This window comes from Flavobacterium notoginsengisoli, assembly GCF_042686225.1.
Taxonomy (GTDB): Bacteria; Bacteroidota; Bacteroidia; order Flavobacteriales; family Flavobacteriaceae; genus Flavobacterium; species Flavobacterium notoginsengisoli.
This window is the reverse complement of record NZ_JBHUOT010000018.1, coordinates 60785-79591: the sequence shown is the minus strand read 5'-3', so window position 1 is coordinate 79591 and position 18807 is coordinate 60785. Positions and strand designations below refer to the sequence as shown.

Annotated in this window: 14 protein-coding genes; 12 read left to right on the top strand and 2 right to left on the bottom strand. The window is 35.2% G+C overall.

Features of this window, described 5'->3' with window-relative positions:
• Nucleotides 1-135: 135 nt before the first annotated feature.
• Complete coding sequence (locus tag ACFS3A_RS26010; protein ID WP_379828554.1) at nucleotides 136-915, bottom strand: META domain-containing protein; 780 nt, start codon at nucleotides 913-915, stop codon at nucleotides 136-138.
• Nucleotides 916-1182: 267 nt separating this feature from the next.
• Between ACFS3A_RS26010 and nirB the strand changes: the two genes are divergently transcribed.
• From nirB to ACFS3A_RS25955, 11 genes are all read left to right on the top strand, one after another.
• The gene (nirB, locus tag ACFS3A_RS26005; protein WP_379828552.1) at nucleotides 1183-3696 is read left to right on the top strand and encodes a nitrite reductase large subunit NirB; all 2514 of its coding nucleotides are present in this window, start codon (nucleotides 1183-1185) and stop codon (nucleotides 3694-3696) included.
• Between the two features lie 224 nt (nucleotides 3697-3920).
• Nucleotides 3921-4298: a nitrite reductase small subunit NirD gene (gene nirD, locus ACFS3A_RS26000; RefSeq protein WP_057116567.1), complete on the top strand. Its 378-nt coding sequence runs from the start codon at nucleotides 3921-3923 to the stop codon at nucleotides 4296-4298.
• A gap of 250 nt (nucleotides 4299-4548) precedes the next feature.
• Nucleotides 4549-5133, top strand: coding sequence for a DUF4202 domain-containing protein (locus tag ACFS3A_RS25995; RefSeq protein WP_198856355.1), 585 nt, complete (start codon nucleotides 4549-4551; stop codon nucleotides 5131-5133).
• A gap of 5 nt (nucleotides 5134-5138) precedes the next feature.
• Complete coding sequence (locus ACFS3A_RS25990; RefSeq protein ID WP_379828550.1) at nucleotides 5139-6947, top strand: sensor histidine kinase; 1809 nt, start codon at nucleotides 5139-5141, stop codon at nucleotides 6945-6947.
• Nucleotides 6948-7723: 776 nt separating this feature from the next.
• Nucleotides 7724-8383 carry a response regulator gene (locus ACFS3A_RS25985; RefSeq protein WP_379828548.1) on the top strand — a complete coding sequence of 220 codons (660 nt, stop codon included), beginning with the start codon at nucleotides 7724-7726 and terminating at the stop codon, nucleotides 8381-8383.
• Nucleotides 8384-8481: 98 nt separating this feature from the next.
• Nucleotides 8482-9966 carry an MFS transporter gene (locus tag ACFS3A_RS25980; protein ID WP_379828546.1) on the top strand — a complete coding sequence of 495 codons (1485 nt, stop codon included), beginning with the start codon at nucleotides 8482-8484 and terminating at the stop codon, nucleotides 9964-9966.
• A 95-nt stretch (nucleotides 9967-10061) separates the two neighbouring features.
• On the top strand, nucleotides 10062-11321 hold the full coding sequence (locus ACFS3A_RS25975; protein WP_379828544.1) for an alginate export family protein: 1260 nt from the start codon (nucleotides 10062-10064) through the stop codon (nucleotides 11319-11321).
• A 138-nt stretch (nucleotides 11322-11459) separates the two neighbouring features.
• Entirely contained in the window at nucleotides 11460-11822 is a 363-nt protein-coding gene (locus tag ACFS3A_RS25970) for a hypothetical protein (RefSeq protein WP_379828542.1), read from the top strand.
• A gap of 140 nt (nucleotides 11823-11962) precedes the next feature.
• Entirely contained in the window at nucleotides 11963-13009 is a 1047-nt protein-coding gene (locus ACFS3A_RS25965; RefSeq protein ID WP_379828540.1) for a WG repeat-containing protein, read from the top strand.
• Between the two features lie 45 nt (nucleotides 13010-13054).
• Nucleotides 13055-13675, top strand: coding sequence for a class I SAM-dependent methyltransferase (locus ACFS3A_RS25960; RefSeq protein ID WP_379828538.1), 621 nt, complete (start codon nucleotides 13055-13057; stop codon nucleotides 13673-13675).
• A 96-nt stretch (nucleotides 13676-13771) separates the two neighbouring features.
• The gene (locus ACFS3A_RS25955) at nucleotides 13772-14005 is read left to right on the top strand and encodes a hypothetical protein (RefSeq protein WP_379828536.1); all 234 of its coding nucleotides are present in this window, start codon (nucleotides 13772-13774) and stop codon (nucleotides 14003-14005) included.
• A gap of 269 nt (nucleotides 14006-14274) precedes the next feature.
• Here ACFS3A_RS25955 and ACFS3A_RS25950 read toward each other — a convergent pair whose 3' ends face one another.
• Nucleotides 14275-14979, bottom strand: coding sequence for a Crp/Fnr family transcriptional regulator (locus ACFS3A_RS25950; RefSeq protein ID WP_379828534.1), 705 nt, complete (start codon nucleotides 14977-14979; stop codon nucleotides 14275-14277).
• Nucleotides 14980-15154: 175 nt separating this feature from the next.
• On the opposite strand from ACFS3A_RS25950, the gene ACFS3A_RS25945 reads away from it, so the two are divergent.
• Complete coding sequence (locus ACFS3A_RS25945; protein WP_379828532.1) at nucleotides 15155-18670, top strand: molybdopterin-dependent oxidoreductase; 3516 nt, start codon at nucleotides 15155-15157, stop codon at nucleotides 18668-18670.
• Nucleotides 18671-18807: the final 137 nt, after the last annotated feature.

Below are 18807 nucleotides of genomic sequence, written 5' to 3'. Positions count from 1 at the left end.
GGGAAAAATAAAATGAGCGTTTTAAACGCTGTAAGAAACAAAATAATCCATCGAGTTTTTGCAGTAATAAAAAACCAAACCTTTTATAAAAAAGACTTGGTTTTATCATAGAAATCGGAATGACAAAACAATGTGTTAATCCACCTTCTTAAAAACAGCCAATTTCCCAGAAGGATTGGACAAAATCAATTTATTATTACCTACAGAATAAGTAGTTGTACTCTGCAACGCTTTAGTAAACTCATTTTCTTTATTTCCTTGCGGACAAGCCATAAGAGTAGAAAGTACCTTTGAAAATCTTAATAAATCCTTTTCATAAAAAATAGAACCGCTTATTGCATTACAGCCTCCATAACCGGAAAATCTGTTTTCAGCAGAATTAATTTCGATTCTCGGCATTTCTTTCTGGAAATCGGTTGCAAAAACTTTGTAACCATTTAATTCTTCCAAAACCCAGATATCATGAAGTCGATAATCGGTAATGTATTTACCGCAACCGCTGAGTTTTTTAAAGTCTAATTCGGAGTTATTTTTTATTTCGACTTTCACACTGTAAGGCGAAATCGTACCAGACATCGAATCCTGGCAATCTAACTGCTGAATTGTAATAATTCCGGAAGCAGTTTCGTTGCTTACCTTATACATTTTTACATTCGCGTCCATAGCTCTGATGGCGTCAACCGCAGGAAAAGTGATACTTTCTTTCCCTGGAATTAATGAAGTAAAAACAATATTATCATTTCCTATTTTGACTCCCCAAAAAGGTTCGTTTCCTGTAGCTTTAAAATAAAAGTTCATATCATCCTGATTTACTCCTTGTTGAGCAGTTTCTTTTGTCTCTGAATTTTTGCCTGCCGAAGTTTTACAGCCCACCATCAAAGACAGTAAAAGCAAAAGTGGTATTATTTTTTTCATACTATTTATATTTGGAATGTGCTTTCTGCTAAAACACCTATAAAATTCTTATGAATTTACGACATTTTTTTGAAATCGTTATTTAGAATCTTTTCAAATTTGAAATAATTGATAATCTTCAAATTTACCGAAAACCTAGACTACGTAATAGATTACGGCAAAATACGTAGCAAATACAATCCATATTTACTTAAAAAATAAATTTGTTACGTATTTTTATAAGTATAAATACTTATATTTGCGTAGTAATACTTAATTAAAGAAATCATGATTAGAGTAATAGTAGTTGGAAACGGCATGGTTGGTTATAAATTTTGCGAAAAATTCATTGCAAAATCAGGACAGGAAAAGTATCAAATCACAGTATTTGGAGAAGAACCAAGGCGCGCTTATGACCGCGTTCACTTAAGTGAATATTTTGGAGGAAAGACAGCTGACGATTTATCATTATCAACAACCGAATGGTACGCAGAAAACAACATTATTCTCAACACATCTGAATTAATTACAGATATTAATCGCACCGAAAAAACAATACATACACATTTAGAAAAAACACATACGTACGACTACTTAGTTTTAGCTACAGGCTCTTCTGCTTTTGTACCTCCAATTGACGGAGTTGAAAAAGAAGGTGTTTTTGTCTACAGAACCATCGAAGATCTTGACGCTATCATGGCTTACGCCAAAAAAATAAAAATAAAAGGTGCAACCGAAGCTGCAGTTTTAGGTGGAGGATTATTAGGATTAGAAGCGGCAAAAGCGGTTCGAGATTTAGGATTGAATCCGCATGTGGTGGAATTTGCGCCACGTTTAATGCCGAGACAATTGGATCAAGGCGCAAGTGATATGCTACAAGCTAAAATTGAAGAATTAAACATCGGAATTCATCTCAACAAAGCAACGCAATATATTGACGGAAAAGAAAGCATAACGGGAATGATGTTTGCAAACGACGAATTGTTAAAAGTAGACATGTTGGTTATTTCTGCCGGAATTAAACCTCGCGATGAACTGGCTAGAGTTTCAGGACTTGAAGTCGGTTTACGAGGCGGAATCGTGGTAAACAATCAAATGCAGACATCAGATCCTTCTATTTATGCGATTGGTGAAGTAGCGCTTTACAATCAAAACATTTACGGATTGGTTGCTCCAGGTTACGAAATGGCCGATGTCGCTTCTGAGCAAATCTTAAATGGCGATAAAACCATGAGAGAAACCATCGATATGTCGACACAATTGAAATTAATTGGTGTTGAAGTAGCGAGTTTTGGAGATCCTTTCATCGAAAATGAAAACGTAACTGCCATTATTTATGAAAATAAATTAAGCGGAATTTATAAAAGAATAAACGTTACCAAAGATTCTAAAACGCTTTTAGGTGGAATTTTAGTAGGCGATTCAAGCGATTACAATTCGCTTTTCCAAATTTACAGCAATGCAATGGCTTTGCCTAAAAATCCAGAAGATCTAATTTTAGGTTCTCGCGATGGTTCTGAAGGTTCAAGTTTAGGAAGTGTAATGGATTTACCAGACACCGCTGTAATTTGTTCTTGCGAGAATGTTACCAAAGGTGCGATCTGCTGTAAAATTTTAGATGAAAGCTGTTCTTCATTATCAGATGTTGTAAAAGCAACAAAAGCCACTTCTGGTTGCGGAGGCTGTAAACCAATGGTTTCAGATTTGGTAAAAGCAACTCAAAAATCTCTTGGAAAAGAAGTAAAAGAAGTGATCTGCGAACATTTCAACTATAACCGTCAGGAGTTATTCGATTTGGTAAAAATCAATAAATACGAGAATTTCTACGATGTTCTGGATCATCACGGGAAAGGCGATGGTTGCGAAATCTGTAAACCTGTAGTTGCATCAATATTCTCAAGTATCTATAATGATACTGCAAACAAACACGTAACTACGCAAGATACAAACGATAGATTTTTAGCAAACATTCAACGAAACGGAACGTATTCTGTTGTCCCTAGAGTTGCCGGAGGAGAAATTACTGCTGAAAAATTAATCGTAATTGGCGAAGTAGCAAAACAATTCGATTTATACACTAAAATTACTGGAGCTCAAAGAGTTGATTTATTCGGAGCGCATTTAAGTGATCTGCCTAAAATCTGGAAAATCTTAATTGACAATGGTTTTGAAAGTGGTCATGCTTACGGAAAGTCCCTTCGTGCCGTAAAAAGCTGTGTCGGAAATGCGTGGTGTCGTTACGGAATGGACGACAGCGCCGGATTTGCCATCGAATTGGAAAACCGATACAAAGGAATTCGTTCTCCACATAAACTAAAAGGTGGTGTTTCAGCCTGCATTCGCGAATGCGCCGAAGCCCGCGGAAAAGATTTCGGATTAATTGCCGTTGAAGGTGGTTGGAATTTATACATCGCAGGAAATGGTGGTGCAAATCCAAAACACGCGGTTTTGTTAGCTGAAAAAATAGATAAAGAAACGGTTATAAAATACATGGACAGATTTTTAATGTATTACATCCGCACTGCTGGCCCACTTATCAGAACTTCAACTTGGTTAGAAAAATTAGACGGAGGTTTAGAATATTTAAAAGAAGTAATCATCGAAGACAGCTTAGGAATTTGCGAAACACTTGAAGCTGAAATGCAAACTCTGGTTAACACTTTCGAATGCGAATGGAAACAAGTTTTGGAAAAACCAAGATTATTAAAACGTTTCAATCACTTTATAAACTCAGAAGAAAAAGACGATAATGCCGTTTTTGTTCCGCTAAGAGATCAAAAAATGCCAAAAGCCTGGTCTTAAAAAAAAATTGCCACAAAGACACAAAGTCGCAAAGTCAAAATAAAAAAACTTAAAAAAAACTTAGCGCCTTTGCGCCTTCGTGGCAAAACACTAAAAGCTCCAAAAAAAAGAAAAAAAATCATTAAACGTTTGCTGTCCTTCTTACCCTCTTTTTTACTGCGCCATCATAACTCTCATGATTGTAAAAAGAGGGCTAAGAAACAGGAAATCAAAACACAATCAAAATGGAAGAAATCTTAAATCAATACGAAACAGTTCATGCGAGCGATGCTACAATTTGGTTCAAAGCAGGTAAAGTAGAAGATTTTCCAACCAACCGAGGCGGATGCATCAAATACAAAAACAAACAAATCGCCATTTTCAATTTCACCCGTCGCAACGAATGGTACGCCTGCCAAAACGCCTGCCCGCACAAAATGGAAATGGTGCTTTCAAGAGGAATGACTGGCTCTGCGGACGATATTCCAAAAATCGCCTGCCCGATGCATAAAAAGACTTTTTCTTTAGTTGATGGTTCAAACCTAAACGGCGACGATTTCAAAATTGCAACCTATCCGATTAAAGTAGTTGAAAATGAAGTTTTTGTTGGATTTGTAGATTAAGTACGCAATCTTGTCATTTCGACGAAGGAGAAATCACACTCGGGATTCGACAAAGATTGGCGACATTCTATACGGAATTACTAGTGTGATTTCTCCTTCGTCGAAATGACAAAACTATCGTAATTACTATGTGAATTAATGCAAGTGAAACGCCTTTAACCGCAAACAAATCTATGTTTCTATGTGTTAAAAAAAATTATCCGCAAAAACTTAATTCCGTATCTTTGAAATTCTATTATCAAACCAAAAAATGACTACACCTTTTCAAAAAGCAAGCGAATGGATTGATGCTGAAAACGCACAAGACCCAAACATCGAAACCGACCAAAACAAAGAATATCCAAAGGAATTATTATATTCAAACCGAATGTACGAAAGACTGATGCAGTTTGAGCCGAATGCATCCGAAGAAATCCAAATCGCATCAAAAGCACAACACATCTGTAGATGGAAAGTCGCTCGCGAATCATACCCAATGGATCGTGTTGGTTATTTGAAATGGAGAGAAGAATTAAAAAAATTCCACGCAAAAACTACTGCCGAAATTTTGGAGAAAGCAGGTTACGATCAAACTTTTATCGATCGTGTTTCCTTTTTAATTGAGAAAAAATTACTTAAAAAAGATCACGAAACACAATTATTAGAAGATGTAATTTGCCTTGTTTTCCTTGAATATTACTTAGAACCTTTCGTTCACAAACACGACGACGAAAAACTAAAAAACATCATCAAAAAAACCTGGGATAAAATGTCAGACAAAGGTCATCAGGAAGCCTTAAAAATCAACTATTCTGAGGAAAATCTGAATCTTATAAAAGCTTCTTTAGGACTATAATTCATATGAAGAAAAGCAATCAGGAAGAAGACAAAATCACGTTCAAAAATTTACGCCGTCTGTATTTTTTTGCGCTTCTTACTATTGCCTTAACCATAATTGTGAGTCAGATTTTAGTGCAATACAATCTGAATCAGCAGTTAAGCGATTCCAAAATCATTAATTTTTCGGGAAAACAACGAATGCTGAGTCAGAAAATCGTCAAAGAAGTTCTGATTCTGCATTACGTTTCTGATACCGCTTCTGATAAACAAATTTCGCATTTAAATGAAGTTTTGGCGCTTTGGAAGAAAAACCAAAATGCACTCGAAAACGGTAGTGACAGCTTAGCTTTTCCAAAAGAAAAATCAGAAACACTTTCGAAATTATATCTCGAAATCAATCCGATTTTCAACAAAATTGCACAAACAACCGATTCCTTTTTACAGAATGTAAAACAGAAAAAAACAACTGCAGAAAACCAAAAATTCGTAAACATTATTTTAGAAAACGAGGGTATTTTCCTTTCTAAAATGAATCAAATCGTAACGCAATACGATCTCGAAGCACACGAAAAAGTAACCGAACAACGCCGAATAGAATACTGGATTTTCGGGTTCACACTTTTGATTCTGGTTTTAGAATTCTTCTTTATTTTCAAACCTACAAATAAGAAAATCGAACGATTAATCACAAGACTTTTATCTTCAGAAAAGAAAGCTTTAAAACTCGCATACGACACAGAAATCCTCAGCGAAATCAAAGAAAATTCGGTTAAAGAACTAAAATCGCTCAATTACGCAATGGAAAATACTTTACTCTATTGCCGAATTGCGCCCGACGGTTCGATCATTCACATCGGAGAAAAATTTGCCAAATTGCTGAATTATACCAAGTTTTCATCCAACAAAAAATTCTCCGAAGTTTTAACCGTCGACGAAAAAGAACAAACCAATTTTGACCGCCTAATTTTCGAAAAACAAAGAAGTGGCTGGCAAGGCGAAATCAGTATTTTAAACAAAGAAAACGAAACTATTTGGCTTGATTTATCAATGGTGCCGGTCATGATCAAAAAAGACGAATTAGAACTTTTAATCGTCTGCTTCAACATCACCGAACGCAAAAAAGCGCAACGCGAAGTCGAACGTTTAAACCTCGAAAACACAACCGAAAAAATCAATCAGCAAAAGATTATTTCAAGCAAAATCGTCGAAAATCAGGAAAACGAACAAAACCGAATCGCCAAAGAAATTCACGACGGAATCGGTCAAATGCTTACAGGATTAAAATTCAGTTTAGAAAGCATCAATTTAGATGACAGAGAAAAATCGGAACAAAAAATTGAGTATTTAAAGAAACTTTCGCTAGACATTATAAAAGGTGTCCGCACCGCAACTTTCAACCTAATGCCACCAGAATTAAGCGATCACGGAATCGTCTCCTCATTGGCAAAACTCACCCAGGAACTCTCAAAACTAACCGGAAAAGAAATCCTTTTCTACAACAAAACCGATTTCCACCGACGTCTGGATTCCCTAATCGAAATCAACATTTATAGATTAACTCAAGAAGCCATCAACAACGCCATAAAATACGCCGAATCGTCGCATATAATCGTCCAGCTATCCCACAGCGAAACACTTTTAAGCATCATTATCGACGACAACGGAAAAGGTTTCGACATCAATTCCGTCGACAAAAAACGCAACAGCGAATCCGGAATGGGGCTTCTATTCATGAAAGAACGAATCCAATACATCAACGGACGCGTTTTCATCAATTCCATCCCAGGCGAAGGAACGAGAATTACGTTCAACATTCCTATTCTTAAATGAGAAAATTAGTCAATTAGATAATTTACCTAAACGTCTAATATCCTTTTGTCAGGCTGAGCGAAGTCGAAGCCCCCGCAAAGTAAATTCCCAAAATAACTTTCTAATTGCCACATTATAATTAGGGCGAGCCACCATCCCGATAAGAGGGCAAATTCACTTTGTCTTTATTCGCCCTCTTATCGGGATGCTGTCGGGCTATCCGCTCCGCAACGGCGGATTGCTCCTATCCCTCTCGCGGGCACTCGTTTTCAAAAGATGATTTAGATTTATTACAAGATCTTTTCAGCATTTTTGTCATCCTGAGGAACGAAGGATCACACTAGAAACTCCACAATCTAAATCGCCAATCTTTGTCGACTCCCGCATGTGATCTCTCCTCCGTCGAGATGACAAACTATACGCTTAAAAACTTTGTCAAATTTCTACACACGCTTGTCAGGCTGAGCGAAGTCGAAGCCCACGCAAGTAGCTCTACAAAGATTGGCGATTTAGATTGTGGAGTTTCTTTGTGTGGGCTTCGACTTCGCTCAGCCTGACAATACTAAGTGTTTAAATTTACATTTAGATATTGAAATTGATTTTTGCAATTGCCATTGATATTGAAATTACCATTGATATTGAAATTACCATTGATATTGCAATTTTTTCTAATGATTTTTTAATATTGGAATTTGGAATTTCAAAAAATTGGAATTTTAAATAAAAAAAGTACGTATATTAGCGTCTTCGTTATAGATGAATATACGTAAAAATCGAGAATCTAAATTAAGTAAATTATGAGTAATATCATTCGTGTAGTATTAGCAGATGACCATGTTTTTGTTCGAGACGGAATCAAATCTTTACTGGAAAACGAAGCAAACATTGAGGTTGTGGGCGAAGCAATCGATGGTGCCGACGCACTTGATGTTGTTGCTGAAACCAAACCCGATTTACTTATAGCCGATATTCGTATGCCAAACTTAACCGGTATCGAACTAGTAGAAAAACTTAGAAGCGAAAGCAACGATATAAAAATCATCATGCTTTCCATGCACGAATCAGAAGAATATGTGTTGAAATCTATAAAAGCCGGTGCCGACGGATATTTATTGAAAGGATCTTCTAAAGAAGAATTCTTAAAAGCACTTCATACCGTTTCTGCTGGCGGAAAATACTTCAGTGGAGATATTTCTTCCATCTTAATTGGTCAATTGACAAATCCGTCTAATTCATTAGAACCGAAGCAAAACTTAAGCGAGGAAATGATGATTACCAAAAGAGAAAAAGAAATTCTGACTCTTTTGTTATCTGGAAAAGGAAACAAAGAAATCGCCGAAGCGCTTGACATCAGCAAACGTACTGCCGAAGTACACCGTTTCAATTTGATGAAAAAACTGAAAGTAAAAAACTTAATGGAACTTTCCAACAAAGCCACTGAGTATTCTTTAATCTAAAAAAATACGTATAAATACGTAATTATTTTTCAAAAACTGCGTTTTAGCATATTTTAACTAAGTTATAGTACTTATTTTTACATAAAAATATAAGTGCTATGAAAACTACAAACTCACTATCGCAATCACACAAGATTTTATTTTTGAACACATTGGCTTTTACCGTGTGTTTTGCCTGCTGGACATTAAACGGGGTTTTAGTAACCTTTTTAGTCGATAACGGAATATTCCACTGGAGCGTTGTTCAAGTCGGATGGCTTTTGGGAATTCCTATTTTAACAGGATCCATAATGCGTCTGCCAATCGGAATCTTAACAGACAAATTTGGCGGAAAATATGTTTTTTCTCTTTTATTATTGCTAAGTTCAATTCCACTGTTTCTCCTTCCCTACGCCGACAGTTTTTTCATGTTTGCTCTACTTAGTTTTTTCTTTGGAATGGTCGGAACAAGTTTCGCGGTCGGAATTGGCTACACTTCGATTTGGTATCCAAAAGAATGGCAAGGACGCGCTTTAGGAATCTTCGGAATGGGAAATGCCGGCGCCGCAATTACCACTTTTTTAGCTCCATCAATATTAAATCATTTTTCCATTGAAGATCCACAAAATGGGTGGAAAATCCTTCCTGTTATTTACGCTGTTTCTTTGGTTGCAATCGGCATTGCTTTTTTGATTTTCACTCAAAATAAAAAACCGGAAAACAACACCAAAACCGTTTCTCAAATGCTTGTACCCTTAAAATCGGCTAGAGTTTGGCGCTTTGGAGCATACTATTTCTTGGTTTTTGGCTGTTTTGTGGCTTATTCTCAATGGCTTTTACCAAACTTTATGAATGTATATCAAACTAGTTTGGTTATGGGGGGTTTGTTTGCTACTATGTTTAGTCTTCCATCTGGCGTAATTAGAGCTTTTGGAGGTTATTTATCAGATAAATTTGGTGCTAGAAAAGTGATGTATTGGGTTTTGGGTTCATCCGTAATTTTGAGTGCTTTTTTAGCTATTCCAAAAATGGAAATTACCACTACAGGTCCAGGAGTTTTAGCTACTAAAAAAGGAACTATTACAGCGGTCACAAACGATAAAATTAAAATTGGTGAAACTGATTTTGCTGTCGCACAGAAAAAAGAAAATACGTCCGAAAATGCTATTTTTCCAACTTCAACCTCTTGGCAACAAGTTATAGTGGCAGAAAACCAAAGTGTAAAGAAAAAAGAGCTTTTAGCAAAAGGAATCACCGTCATAAAATTTGATGCTAATATGTGGGTTTTCTTGGTTTTGGTAATCTTAATCGGGATTTCATGGGGAATTGGAAAAGCGGCGGTTTACAAACATATTCCGGAATATTTCCCAAATGAAGTGGGCGTTGTAGGCGGAATGGTTGGAATGATTGGCGGTTTAGGTGGTTTCTTTGGTCCAATTATCTTTGGCTATTTATTAACCGCAACAGGAATCTGGTCCAGTTCATGGATTTTTATTTTAATTTTCTCAACTGCTTGTCTGGTTTGGATGCATTATACTATTACACAAATAGCTAAGAAAAAAGAGCTTAAGATTAAGAAAGTTAAACTTGAGCCTGCATATTAGATTTATATTAAAAAAAAATTAGAATTATGATTGAAATCATAATCAAAAGAAATCCATTTCTTATAAATTTGCCTTCATAATCAAACCCAAGAATCATGAATAAACTGAAATTAATTATTTTACTGTTAGTCGGAATGAGTTTTGAAGTTCAAGCTCAGGAATTGGATGTGAACTTGCAGATAAGACCTCGTTTTGAATACAGAAATGGTTACAAGCAACTTTTACAAGAAGGTCAAAAGGGAACTTCACAGATTTCACAGCGTTCTCGTTTAAACTTCAATTATAAACAAGAAGATTTAATCGTAAAATTGACGCTTCAAAATACCAGAACCTGGGGAGATGTTGCGCCAACAGCCGTTGCTGATAAAAATGGAGTTGCAGTTTTCGAAGCTTGGGCTCAATATAATTTCACAGAAAAATGGAGCGCCAGAATGGGACGTCAGGTGCTTTCTTATGACAATCAACGTATTTTGGGAGAACAAGATTGGGGACAACAAGCACAAAGTCACGATGCTCTTACCGTAACTTATCATACTGAAACTCAAAAATTAGATTTTGGAGGCGCTTACAATTCTACTGCTGAAAATGTTCTTCAAACTCCTTATACAGTTGCCAACTACAAAGCATTACAATATGCCTGGTATCACAATCAATTCAGCAGTGATTTCGGTTTAAGCTTTTTACTTTTGAATACAGGCTACGAATATGCCAATGCCGATGCTAAATTATTGGTTGATTACAAACAAACTTTCGGTCCTTTCTTAACCTACAAAAGTGGTAAAATAGATAGTAATTTCTGGGCTTACGGTCAAACAGGAAAAAGTACAAATCAACAAGTAAGTGCTTGGAATGCTGCTGCCAACTTTAGCTATGCTATTACAGAATCTTTTAAAGCTGGTCTTGGTTATGAGTTTTTATCTGGAAAAGCTTCAAATGACGGGAGTACAGTAATAAAATCATTCAACCCAATTTTTGGAACCAACCACGGATTTAATGGTTATATGGATTATTTTTATGTTGGAAACCACCTGAATAATGTTGGTTTGCAAGATGCTTTTATCAAATTAAGTTACAATGTAAACAAATGGCAGTTTGCTTTAATGCCTCACATTTTCTTATCGGCTGCGGATGTAGTTACACCGTTAAACGAAAAATTAGATTCCTATTTAGGAACTGAAATCGACGCTACTTTTGGTTATAACTTCAAAAAAGACATTACAGTAACTGGAGGTTATTCTCAAATGTTTGGTTCTAAAACCCTTGAGTTTATTAAAAATGGAGATGCAAATCATACTAACAATTGGGCTTGGCTGATGGTTTCTGTGAATCCTAGAATTTTTACTTGGAAAAAATAATTTTCTTTCAAAATTAACTTAAAAACTTTACCCTTTTCACATTTCAAGAAAAGGGTATTTTTTTTTACCTAAAGAAAACCTGTTATATAATATAATTAATTATATTTGAAGCGATTATGAACCCCCAATTCTATCCTAATGAAACCATTTCTAAAACTTTCAATGCTGACATTCATTGTCACGCATACAGGTATCGCTCAAAAATACAATGATGCCTTAATTTCTCAAAACTCAGAAATAAATTTTGCAAAAACGCAAAAAAGAGGAATCAAAAAAAACAACATGATTTATTATGTTGAAAATGATTTACAAACTATTTCAGCTTACAAAAAAAGTAAATTGAAATGGCAGACCAATGTAATTTCTGTTTGCGGAAAACCAAAAAAAGGAAATCCTGAAATTAGATATGTTGGCTATAATTCAAACAAACTGCTTATCGTTATGGGAAAACATAATTTTGCAGAAATTGATGTGAATAGTGGTGTAACTACACTTGTTTAAAAATAAAGAGATTTTTAAAATCTAAAATTTATAGAATACCCTTTTACTGTTTGGAAAAAGGGTATTTTTTTTTGTGAAGAAATTACGTTTTAAATTTTGCTATAGTATATTTGTTTAAAACCTAAAAAAATAAAACGCCAATGATCTCTTTAAATAAAAAATCTTCTTTAAGAAATAGCCTTTTCTTATTGCTGTTAAGTTTTCAAATACAAGCACAGAAAAACAATAGCAGTACTTATGACTATGCATATGATTTTGAAGACGGCATGGCAAAAGTCTTAGGGTTTGATTCAGAAGAAGGATATATTGATAAAAATGGAAATGAAGTTATTCCTCTTGGCAAATTTAAATTTTCAGATCACTCTTATTCTAATGGACTAAAAACAATTAGAATTCCAAGCGGAAGTGAAACAAAATATGGGTTTATTGATAAAAATGGCACTATCAAAATCGAACCAATATATGAAAATGCATATCCTTTCAAAGACGGTTTAGCCGCCGTGCAGAAAAATGGAAAATGGGGATACATTGACACAAATGGAAAAACTGTTATTAATTTTAAATATAAAAGAATTAGTTTTTTTTCTGAAGGGTTGGCAAGTGTAGCACTTGATGAAAAATATGGCTATATAAATCAGAAAGGAGAATTAATTATCCCATATCAATACGACTGGACATTTGGGTTTACCGAAGGTTTAGCAAAGGTCAATGATGGTTACAAAAGCACATATTATATAAATACTAAAGGCGAACGTAAATTTGCAGATAATACTAATGATTTAAATAACGGCGAATTTTCTAGCGGCTTAGCAATAATTAAACAAAATGATAAAGATGGATTCATTAATAAAGAGGGCAAAATAGTAATTCTACCTAGTTATGACAAAGCCTATAAATTCAGTGGAGACATTGCAATAGTAATCATAAATCGCAAATATGTTTTAATTGATAAAAAAGGTTCTGTAATATCCAATCAATCCTATGATGATGCATTATATTTTAAGAATGGTCTTTGCTCAGTTAAATTAAACAAAAAATGGGGATGTGTAGATGCTACTGGCAAGATTGTAATTCCAATAATTTATGATCGAATCGGATCTTTTTCTGAAGGATTATTGAGCGTTAATTTGAATGGAAAAAACTTTTACATTGATCAAAACAATAATTGTAAAATTTTCTGTGATTAAAATTTTGTCATTACTATAATCCCTTAATAATTCAATATACAATCCATGAACAACTGGACCAAAAGATGGGACGACCGCTACAGCAACGAAGCATTTGCGTACGGCACAGCCCCCAACAATTACCTAAAAGAACAAATAGAAAAACTAAATCCTGGATCTATTTTATTTCCTGCCGAAGGCGAAGGACGAAATGCCATTTTTACGGCAAAATTAGGCTGGAATGTTTCGGCTTTTGATATTAGTGAAGAAGGAAAAAACAAAGCTTTAAAACTTGCTGAAGCGAATAATGTTTCAATTGACTATCAAGTAGGCGAATTAGAAACAATGGATTTTCATCCAGCACAATTTGACGCTATTGCTTTGATTTACGCTCATTTTCCAGCAGAAATTAAATCGGAAATTCACAAACAACTCGATCAATTATTACGCAAGGACGGAATTATTATTTTTGAAGCTTTCAGCAAAAGACATTTAGAATATCTAGCGATAAATGAAAAAGTTGGCGGGCCAAAAGACATTGAATCGCTTTTTTCAATCGAAGAAATTAAAGCCGATTTTCCAAACTACGAAATCATACAATTAGAAGAAAAAGAAATTGAATTGAAAGAAGGCTTGTTTCATAATGGAACTGGTTCTGTAATTCGATTTGTTGGAAGGAAAAAATAATTTATTCGACGTGGAGACGCACTGCGGTGCGTCTCTACAAAAAACATCTCAAAAAAACATTCCTTGGAAGATAATTTGTAAAAAATATTCAATGTCATGGATTTACAAACTAGAAAAATAAAATTTGTACAAGAGTTTTTAAAAATTCAAAGTGAAGAATTGATTTCTCAGCTGGAAAATTTATTAAAAAACAAAAGTAATCTCGATGATAATATTTTTTTTAATCCAATGTCTATCGAAGAATTTAATAAAAGAATAGACCAATCTGAAGATGATTTTAAAAGCGGAAGATATAAAACCACTTCTAAGCTTTTAGAAAAATACAAATAATGAAATTAAAAATTATCTGGTCGCAGTTTGCAGAAAATGTAATTGATAAAATCTATGGCTATTATCTTGAAAAAGCAGGACACAAGACAAAATCCTACAAAAATTAAACGTACAAAATAAGGTTCTTATAAGTATTACTACTTAATTAACGTCAAAAATATTTGTATTCCAAATAGACGCACTGCAGTGCGTCTCTACAATATGGCATTTTAAAACACCCAAAAAATCAGAACCTTTGTCTCTTTGAACCTTTGCAACTTTGCATCTCACTAAAAATATTTATGCTCCATAATTTCAAAACGTAATTCCTCAACATCCAAAATTCCAATACGTTTTCCAACTGTTTTTATCAACGCTTCTTTTTTAAGACTCGAAATTACTCGAATAGCTTGTTCTTCAGTCGTTCCTGCAAAATCAGCAATTTCTTTTCGGGAAAGATCAATATCAATTAAACCATTGATTTGTCCGAATTTACGATGAATATAAAGCAGTAAATCCACCACGCGTTCGCGGACATTCATATGCGCGATTTTGCGGATATTATTTTCACTTTTATTTAATTCATCGGCATAAAACAACATTAGAGCATACGTAAATTCGGGAATCTGTTTTAAAATTTCTAACATTGTTTCGTTGCTGAAATTGCATAGAACTGTATCTTCTAATGCATAAGCACCAATTAAGTATTTTTTTCCAGTTCCAAATCCGCGAAAGCCGATAATATCTCCGTTTTTTGTCAAACGAACAATTTGCTCACGGCCATTTATTCCCGTTTTTACCGTTTTTGCTTTTCCTTTACAGATAAAATAAAGTCCTTGCAAAGAAGAGCCTTCCACAATAAATTGATCCGATTTTTTGCAGACTACATTCTGTTTCTTAGAAACATAGGTTTGCATCTGTTCTAAATGCAGGTGTTTCTTGATAAAACAATTTTCATTGGCACAAGAATAACAAAGGGTTTGCTCTTCTTTCATGAGTCCTAATTTTTATCGGATTAAAAACTAATTTGTTGTTGCTCATTTTATTGCATCAAAAATAAAAAAATAAATTTAAAAAATAAGTATTTATACGTAAAAATACTTATTTTTGCTTAAGTGATTTATCTAAATCACTACAGATTCAGGAAATAGTATCTAAAAAAGAACTGTAATGCAAAATACCAAAATCAAAACTACCTGTTCGTATTGTGGCGTTGGCTGTGGCATAATCGTAACCAACGATGCCAAAAACGGCGTTATGGTAGAAGGTGACAAAGATCATCCGGTAAACAAAGGAATGTTATGTTCAAAAGGAATGAATCTGCATTACGTAGCCAACGATACTTCTGACCGAATTTTATATCCCGAAATGCGAGGCAGTAAATCCTATCCGCTTGAACGTGTAAGTTGGGACACGGCTTTAGATCGCGCCGCTGCCGTTTTTTCTTCCATTATAAAAAAACATGGACCAGACAGTGTTGGATTTTACATTTCGGGACAATGTTTAACAGAGGAATATTATCTGGTAAACAAACTCGTAAAAGGTTTTTTGAAAACCAATAATATTGACACCAATTCCCGACTTTGCATGAGTTCTGCCGTTGTAGGCTATAAAAAAACTTTCGGGGAAGATTCTGTTCCAATTGCTTATGACGATATTGAACTTGCGGATACATTTTTAATTACAGGTGCAAATCCGGCTTGGTGCCACCCTATTCTTTTCAGAAGAATTGAAAAGCACAAAGAGAAAAATCCTAAAGTCAAGATAATCTGTATTGATCCGAGACGAACAGATACTGCCGCTTTCTCCGATTTACATTTGCAGATTATTCCAGGTTCCGACATTATTTTATATCATGCCATTGCTAGACGTATAATTGAAAAAGGTCATGTAGATCATGATTTCGTTAAAAATAATGCAGAGAATTTCAAACAATATAAAGATTTAGTTCTCAATACTTCTCTTGAAAAAGCTTCGAAACTTTGCGGTATTCCCGTAAATGACATTAAACTCGCCGCCGATATTATCGGAAAAGCAAAAGGTTTTATTTCGCTTTGGGCAATGGGATTAAACCAAAGTGCGGTTGGTGTTGACAAAAATACCGCTTTACTGAATTTGTCTTTATTAACGGGACAAATTGGAAAACCGGGGTCTGGGCCATTTTCCTTAACAGGTCAGCCCAATGCAATGGGCGGTCGCGAAGTGGGCGGTATGGCGACGCTTTTGGCAGCGCATAAAGATATTGCCAATCCGACGCATCGAAAAGAAGTTGCAGACTTTTGGGGAGTTGACGAGATTTCAGACAAACCTGGTTTAACAGCAACCGAAATGTTCGAAGCATTAGAATCAGGAAAAATGAAGGCTGTTTGGATTATTTGTACTAATCCTTTGGTGAGTCTGCCCGATTCACGTCGAGCCGAAAAAGCGCTTCAAAATGCCAAATTTGTTGTAGTTCAGGATATTTCGCATAATGCTGATACGGCCAAATTTGCCGATTTACTTTTGCCCGCCGCAGGTTGGTTGGAGAAAGAAGGAACAATGACCAATTCTGAGCGTCGTATTTCTTATTTACCGAAAGGAATAAACGCTCCAGGCGAAGCGCTTCCGGATATTGAAATTCTCATTCGCTTTGCGAAAAAAATGAACTTTAACGGTTTCAATTTTAATGGTGCTGAAGAAATTTACAAAGAACATTGTGCGCTTACCAAAGGCACAAACATTGATATTTCATTCTTAAATTACAATCGTTTAAAAACCGAAGGCACTTTTCAATGGCCTGTTCCAGATTATGGACATCCGGGAACGCCAAGATTATTTACCGATAAAAAATTCTATACGCCTTCTGGGAAAGCGATTTTTAATCTGCCTGTTTCTATCGAAAATACATCGGTGCAGCCAAATGCCGAATTCCCTTTTATTTTAACCACTGGAAGAATTCGTGATCAATGGCATACCATGACCAAAACGGGAAAAGTATCGCGATTGTTAACGCATATTCCGAGTCCGGTTTTAGAAATAAATCCGATTGATGCTTTTAAAAATGAGATAAAAAACGGCGATATCGTAACCGTTTCAAGCAAAAATGGCGAAGTTCGCGTCAAAGCAAAAGTTACAGATTCCATTAAAGAAAAAGTGCTTTTCCTGCCGATGCATTGGGGAAAACAATTAGAAAATGATTTAAACCGAACCAATAATTTAACGAATACGGTTGTCGATCCCGTTTCGAAAGAACCTGATTTTAAGTTCACTACGGTTTCGATTAAAAAATACGTAAAACCATTTCAGAAAATTGCGATTGTCGGTGCCGGAGCTGCTTCTTTCCGATTCATTCAAAACTACCGTGAATTCAATACAACTGACGAAATTATAGTTTTTTCGAATGAAATAAATCCATTTTATAATCGAGTTTTGCTTCCCGAATATATGACGGGAGAATTTACTTGGGAACAGCTTTTGAAAGTTAAAGACGGTGAAACTTTCAATAAACTAAAAATTACCATGAAAGCGGGAGTTTCTATTGATAAAATAGATACTAAAATCAAAACAATCACAGACAGCCAAGGCGAAATTCATACTTTCGATTCTCTGATTATGGCAACCGGAAGCCGTCCTTTTGTTCCAGAAAATGCACAGCTTCATCTTCCTGGCCGATTTACCGTTCGAAGAAAAGAAGATGCTGATCGTTTGAAAAAACATTTAGACAGCACCAATCTTCCGCCAGAAGAACAACATGTTGTAATTATTGGTGGTGGTTTATTAGGACTGGAATTAGCGGCAGCTTTAAAACATAAAAAAGTAAAGACTACTATAATTCAGAGAGCTTCGCGTTTAATGGAACGCCAATTAGACCGAATTTCCAGCAAATTATTAGCTGAAGAAGTACAGCTTCGCGACATTCAGATTTATTTTGATAACGAAGTCAGTACCGTTTTTGAAACGGAAAATCCAAACGAAATTGAGATTGCCTTAAAAAGCGGCAAAATCATTACGGCGAATGCGATTGTTTATACCATTGGAACTATTCCAAACATAGAAATTGCCCGTGAAAGCGGTTTAGCCTGCGGACGCGGCGTTAAAGTAAATCAGTATTTACAAACGTCGAATCCTGATATTTTTGCAATTGGTGAAATAGCAGAATTCAACAATAAATTATTCGGAATCACTTCTGCCGCCGAAGAACAAGCTGCTATTCTGGCCAACTTTCTAGCCGGCGACATCAGCAGTTATTACAAAGGTTCAATTTTGATGAACATTCTAAAATTAGAAGATATTAACCTTTGCAGTATTGGCGATTTGACCATTCCAGAAAACGACGATTCGTACGAAGAAATTGTTTTTGCCGATTTGAAAAAGCGTTATTACAAAAAATGCATTGTAAAAGATGATCTTTTAGTTGGTGCGATTTTAATGGGCGATAAAAATGAGTTTGCAGAATTCAAAACGATGATCGAAAGCAAAATCGAATTATCAGATAAACGAAATACGCTTTTAAGAGGAAGTTCGAATGCCAAACCGGTTTTAGGAAAATTGGTTTGTTCCTGCAGTCAGGTCGGCGCCGGAAACATTGAAGAAACGATCAAAAGCGGTGTAACCGATTTTACTGAATTATGTAAAAACACAGGCGCAGGTTTAGGCTGCGGAAGCTGTAAAACGGAAGTTAAGGAGATATTGGAGAAGTGTAAATAGTTTGTTTTGTTTCAAGTTTCAGGTTTCAAGTTGCTTTACTTTGAACATAGATTTTAACGCAAAGAGCACAAAGCTTTTTCGCAAAGTTTCGCAAAGTTTATTTTTTTTAAGTAGACAAAGTTCGCAAAGCTTTGAAC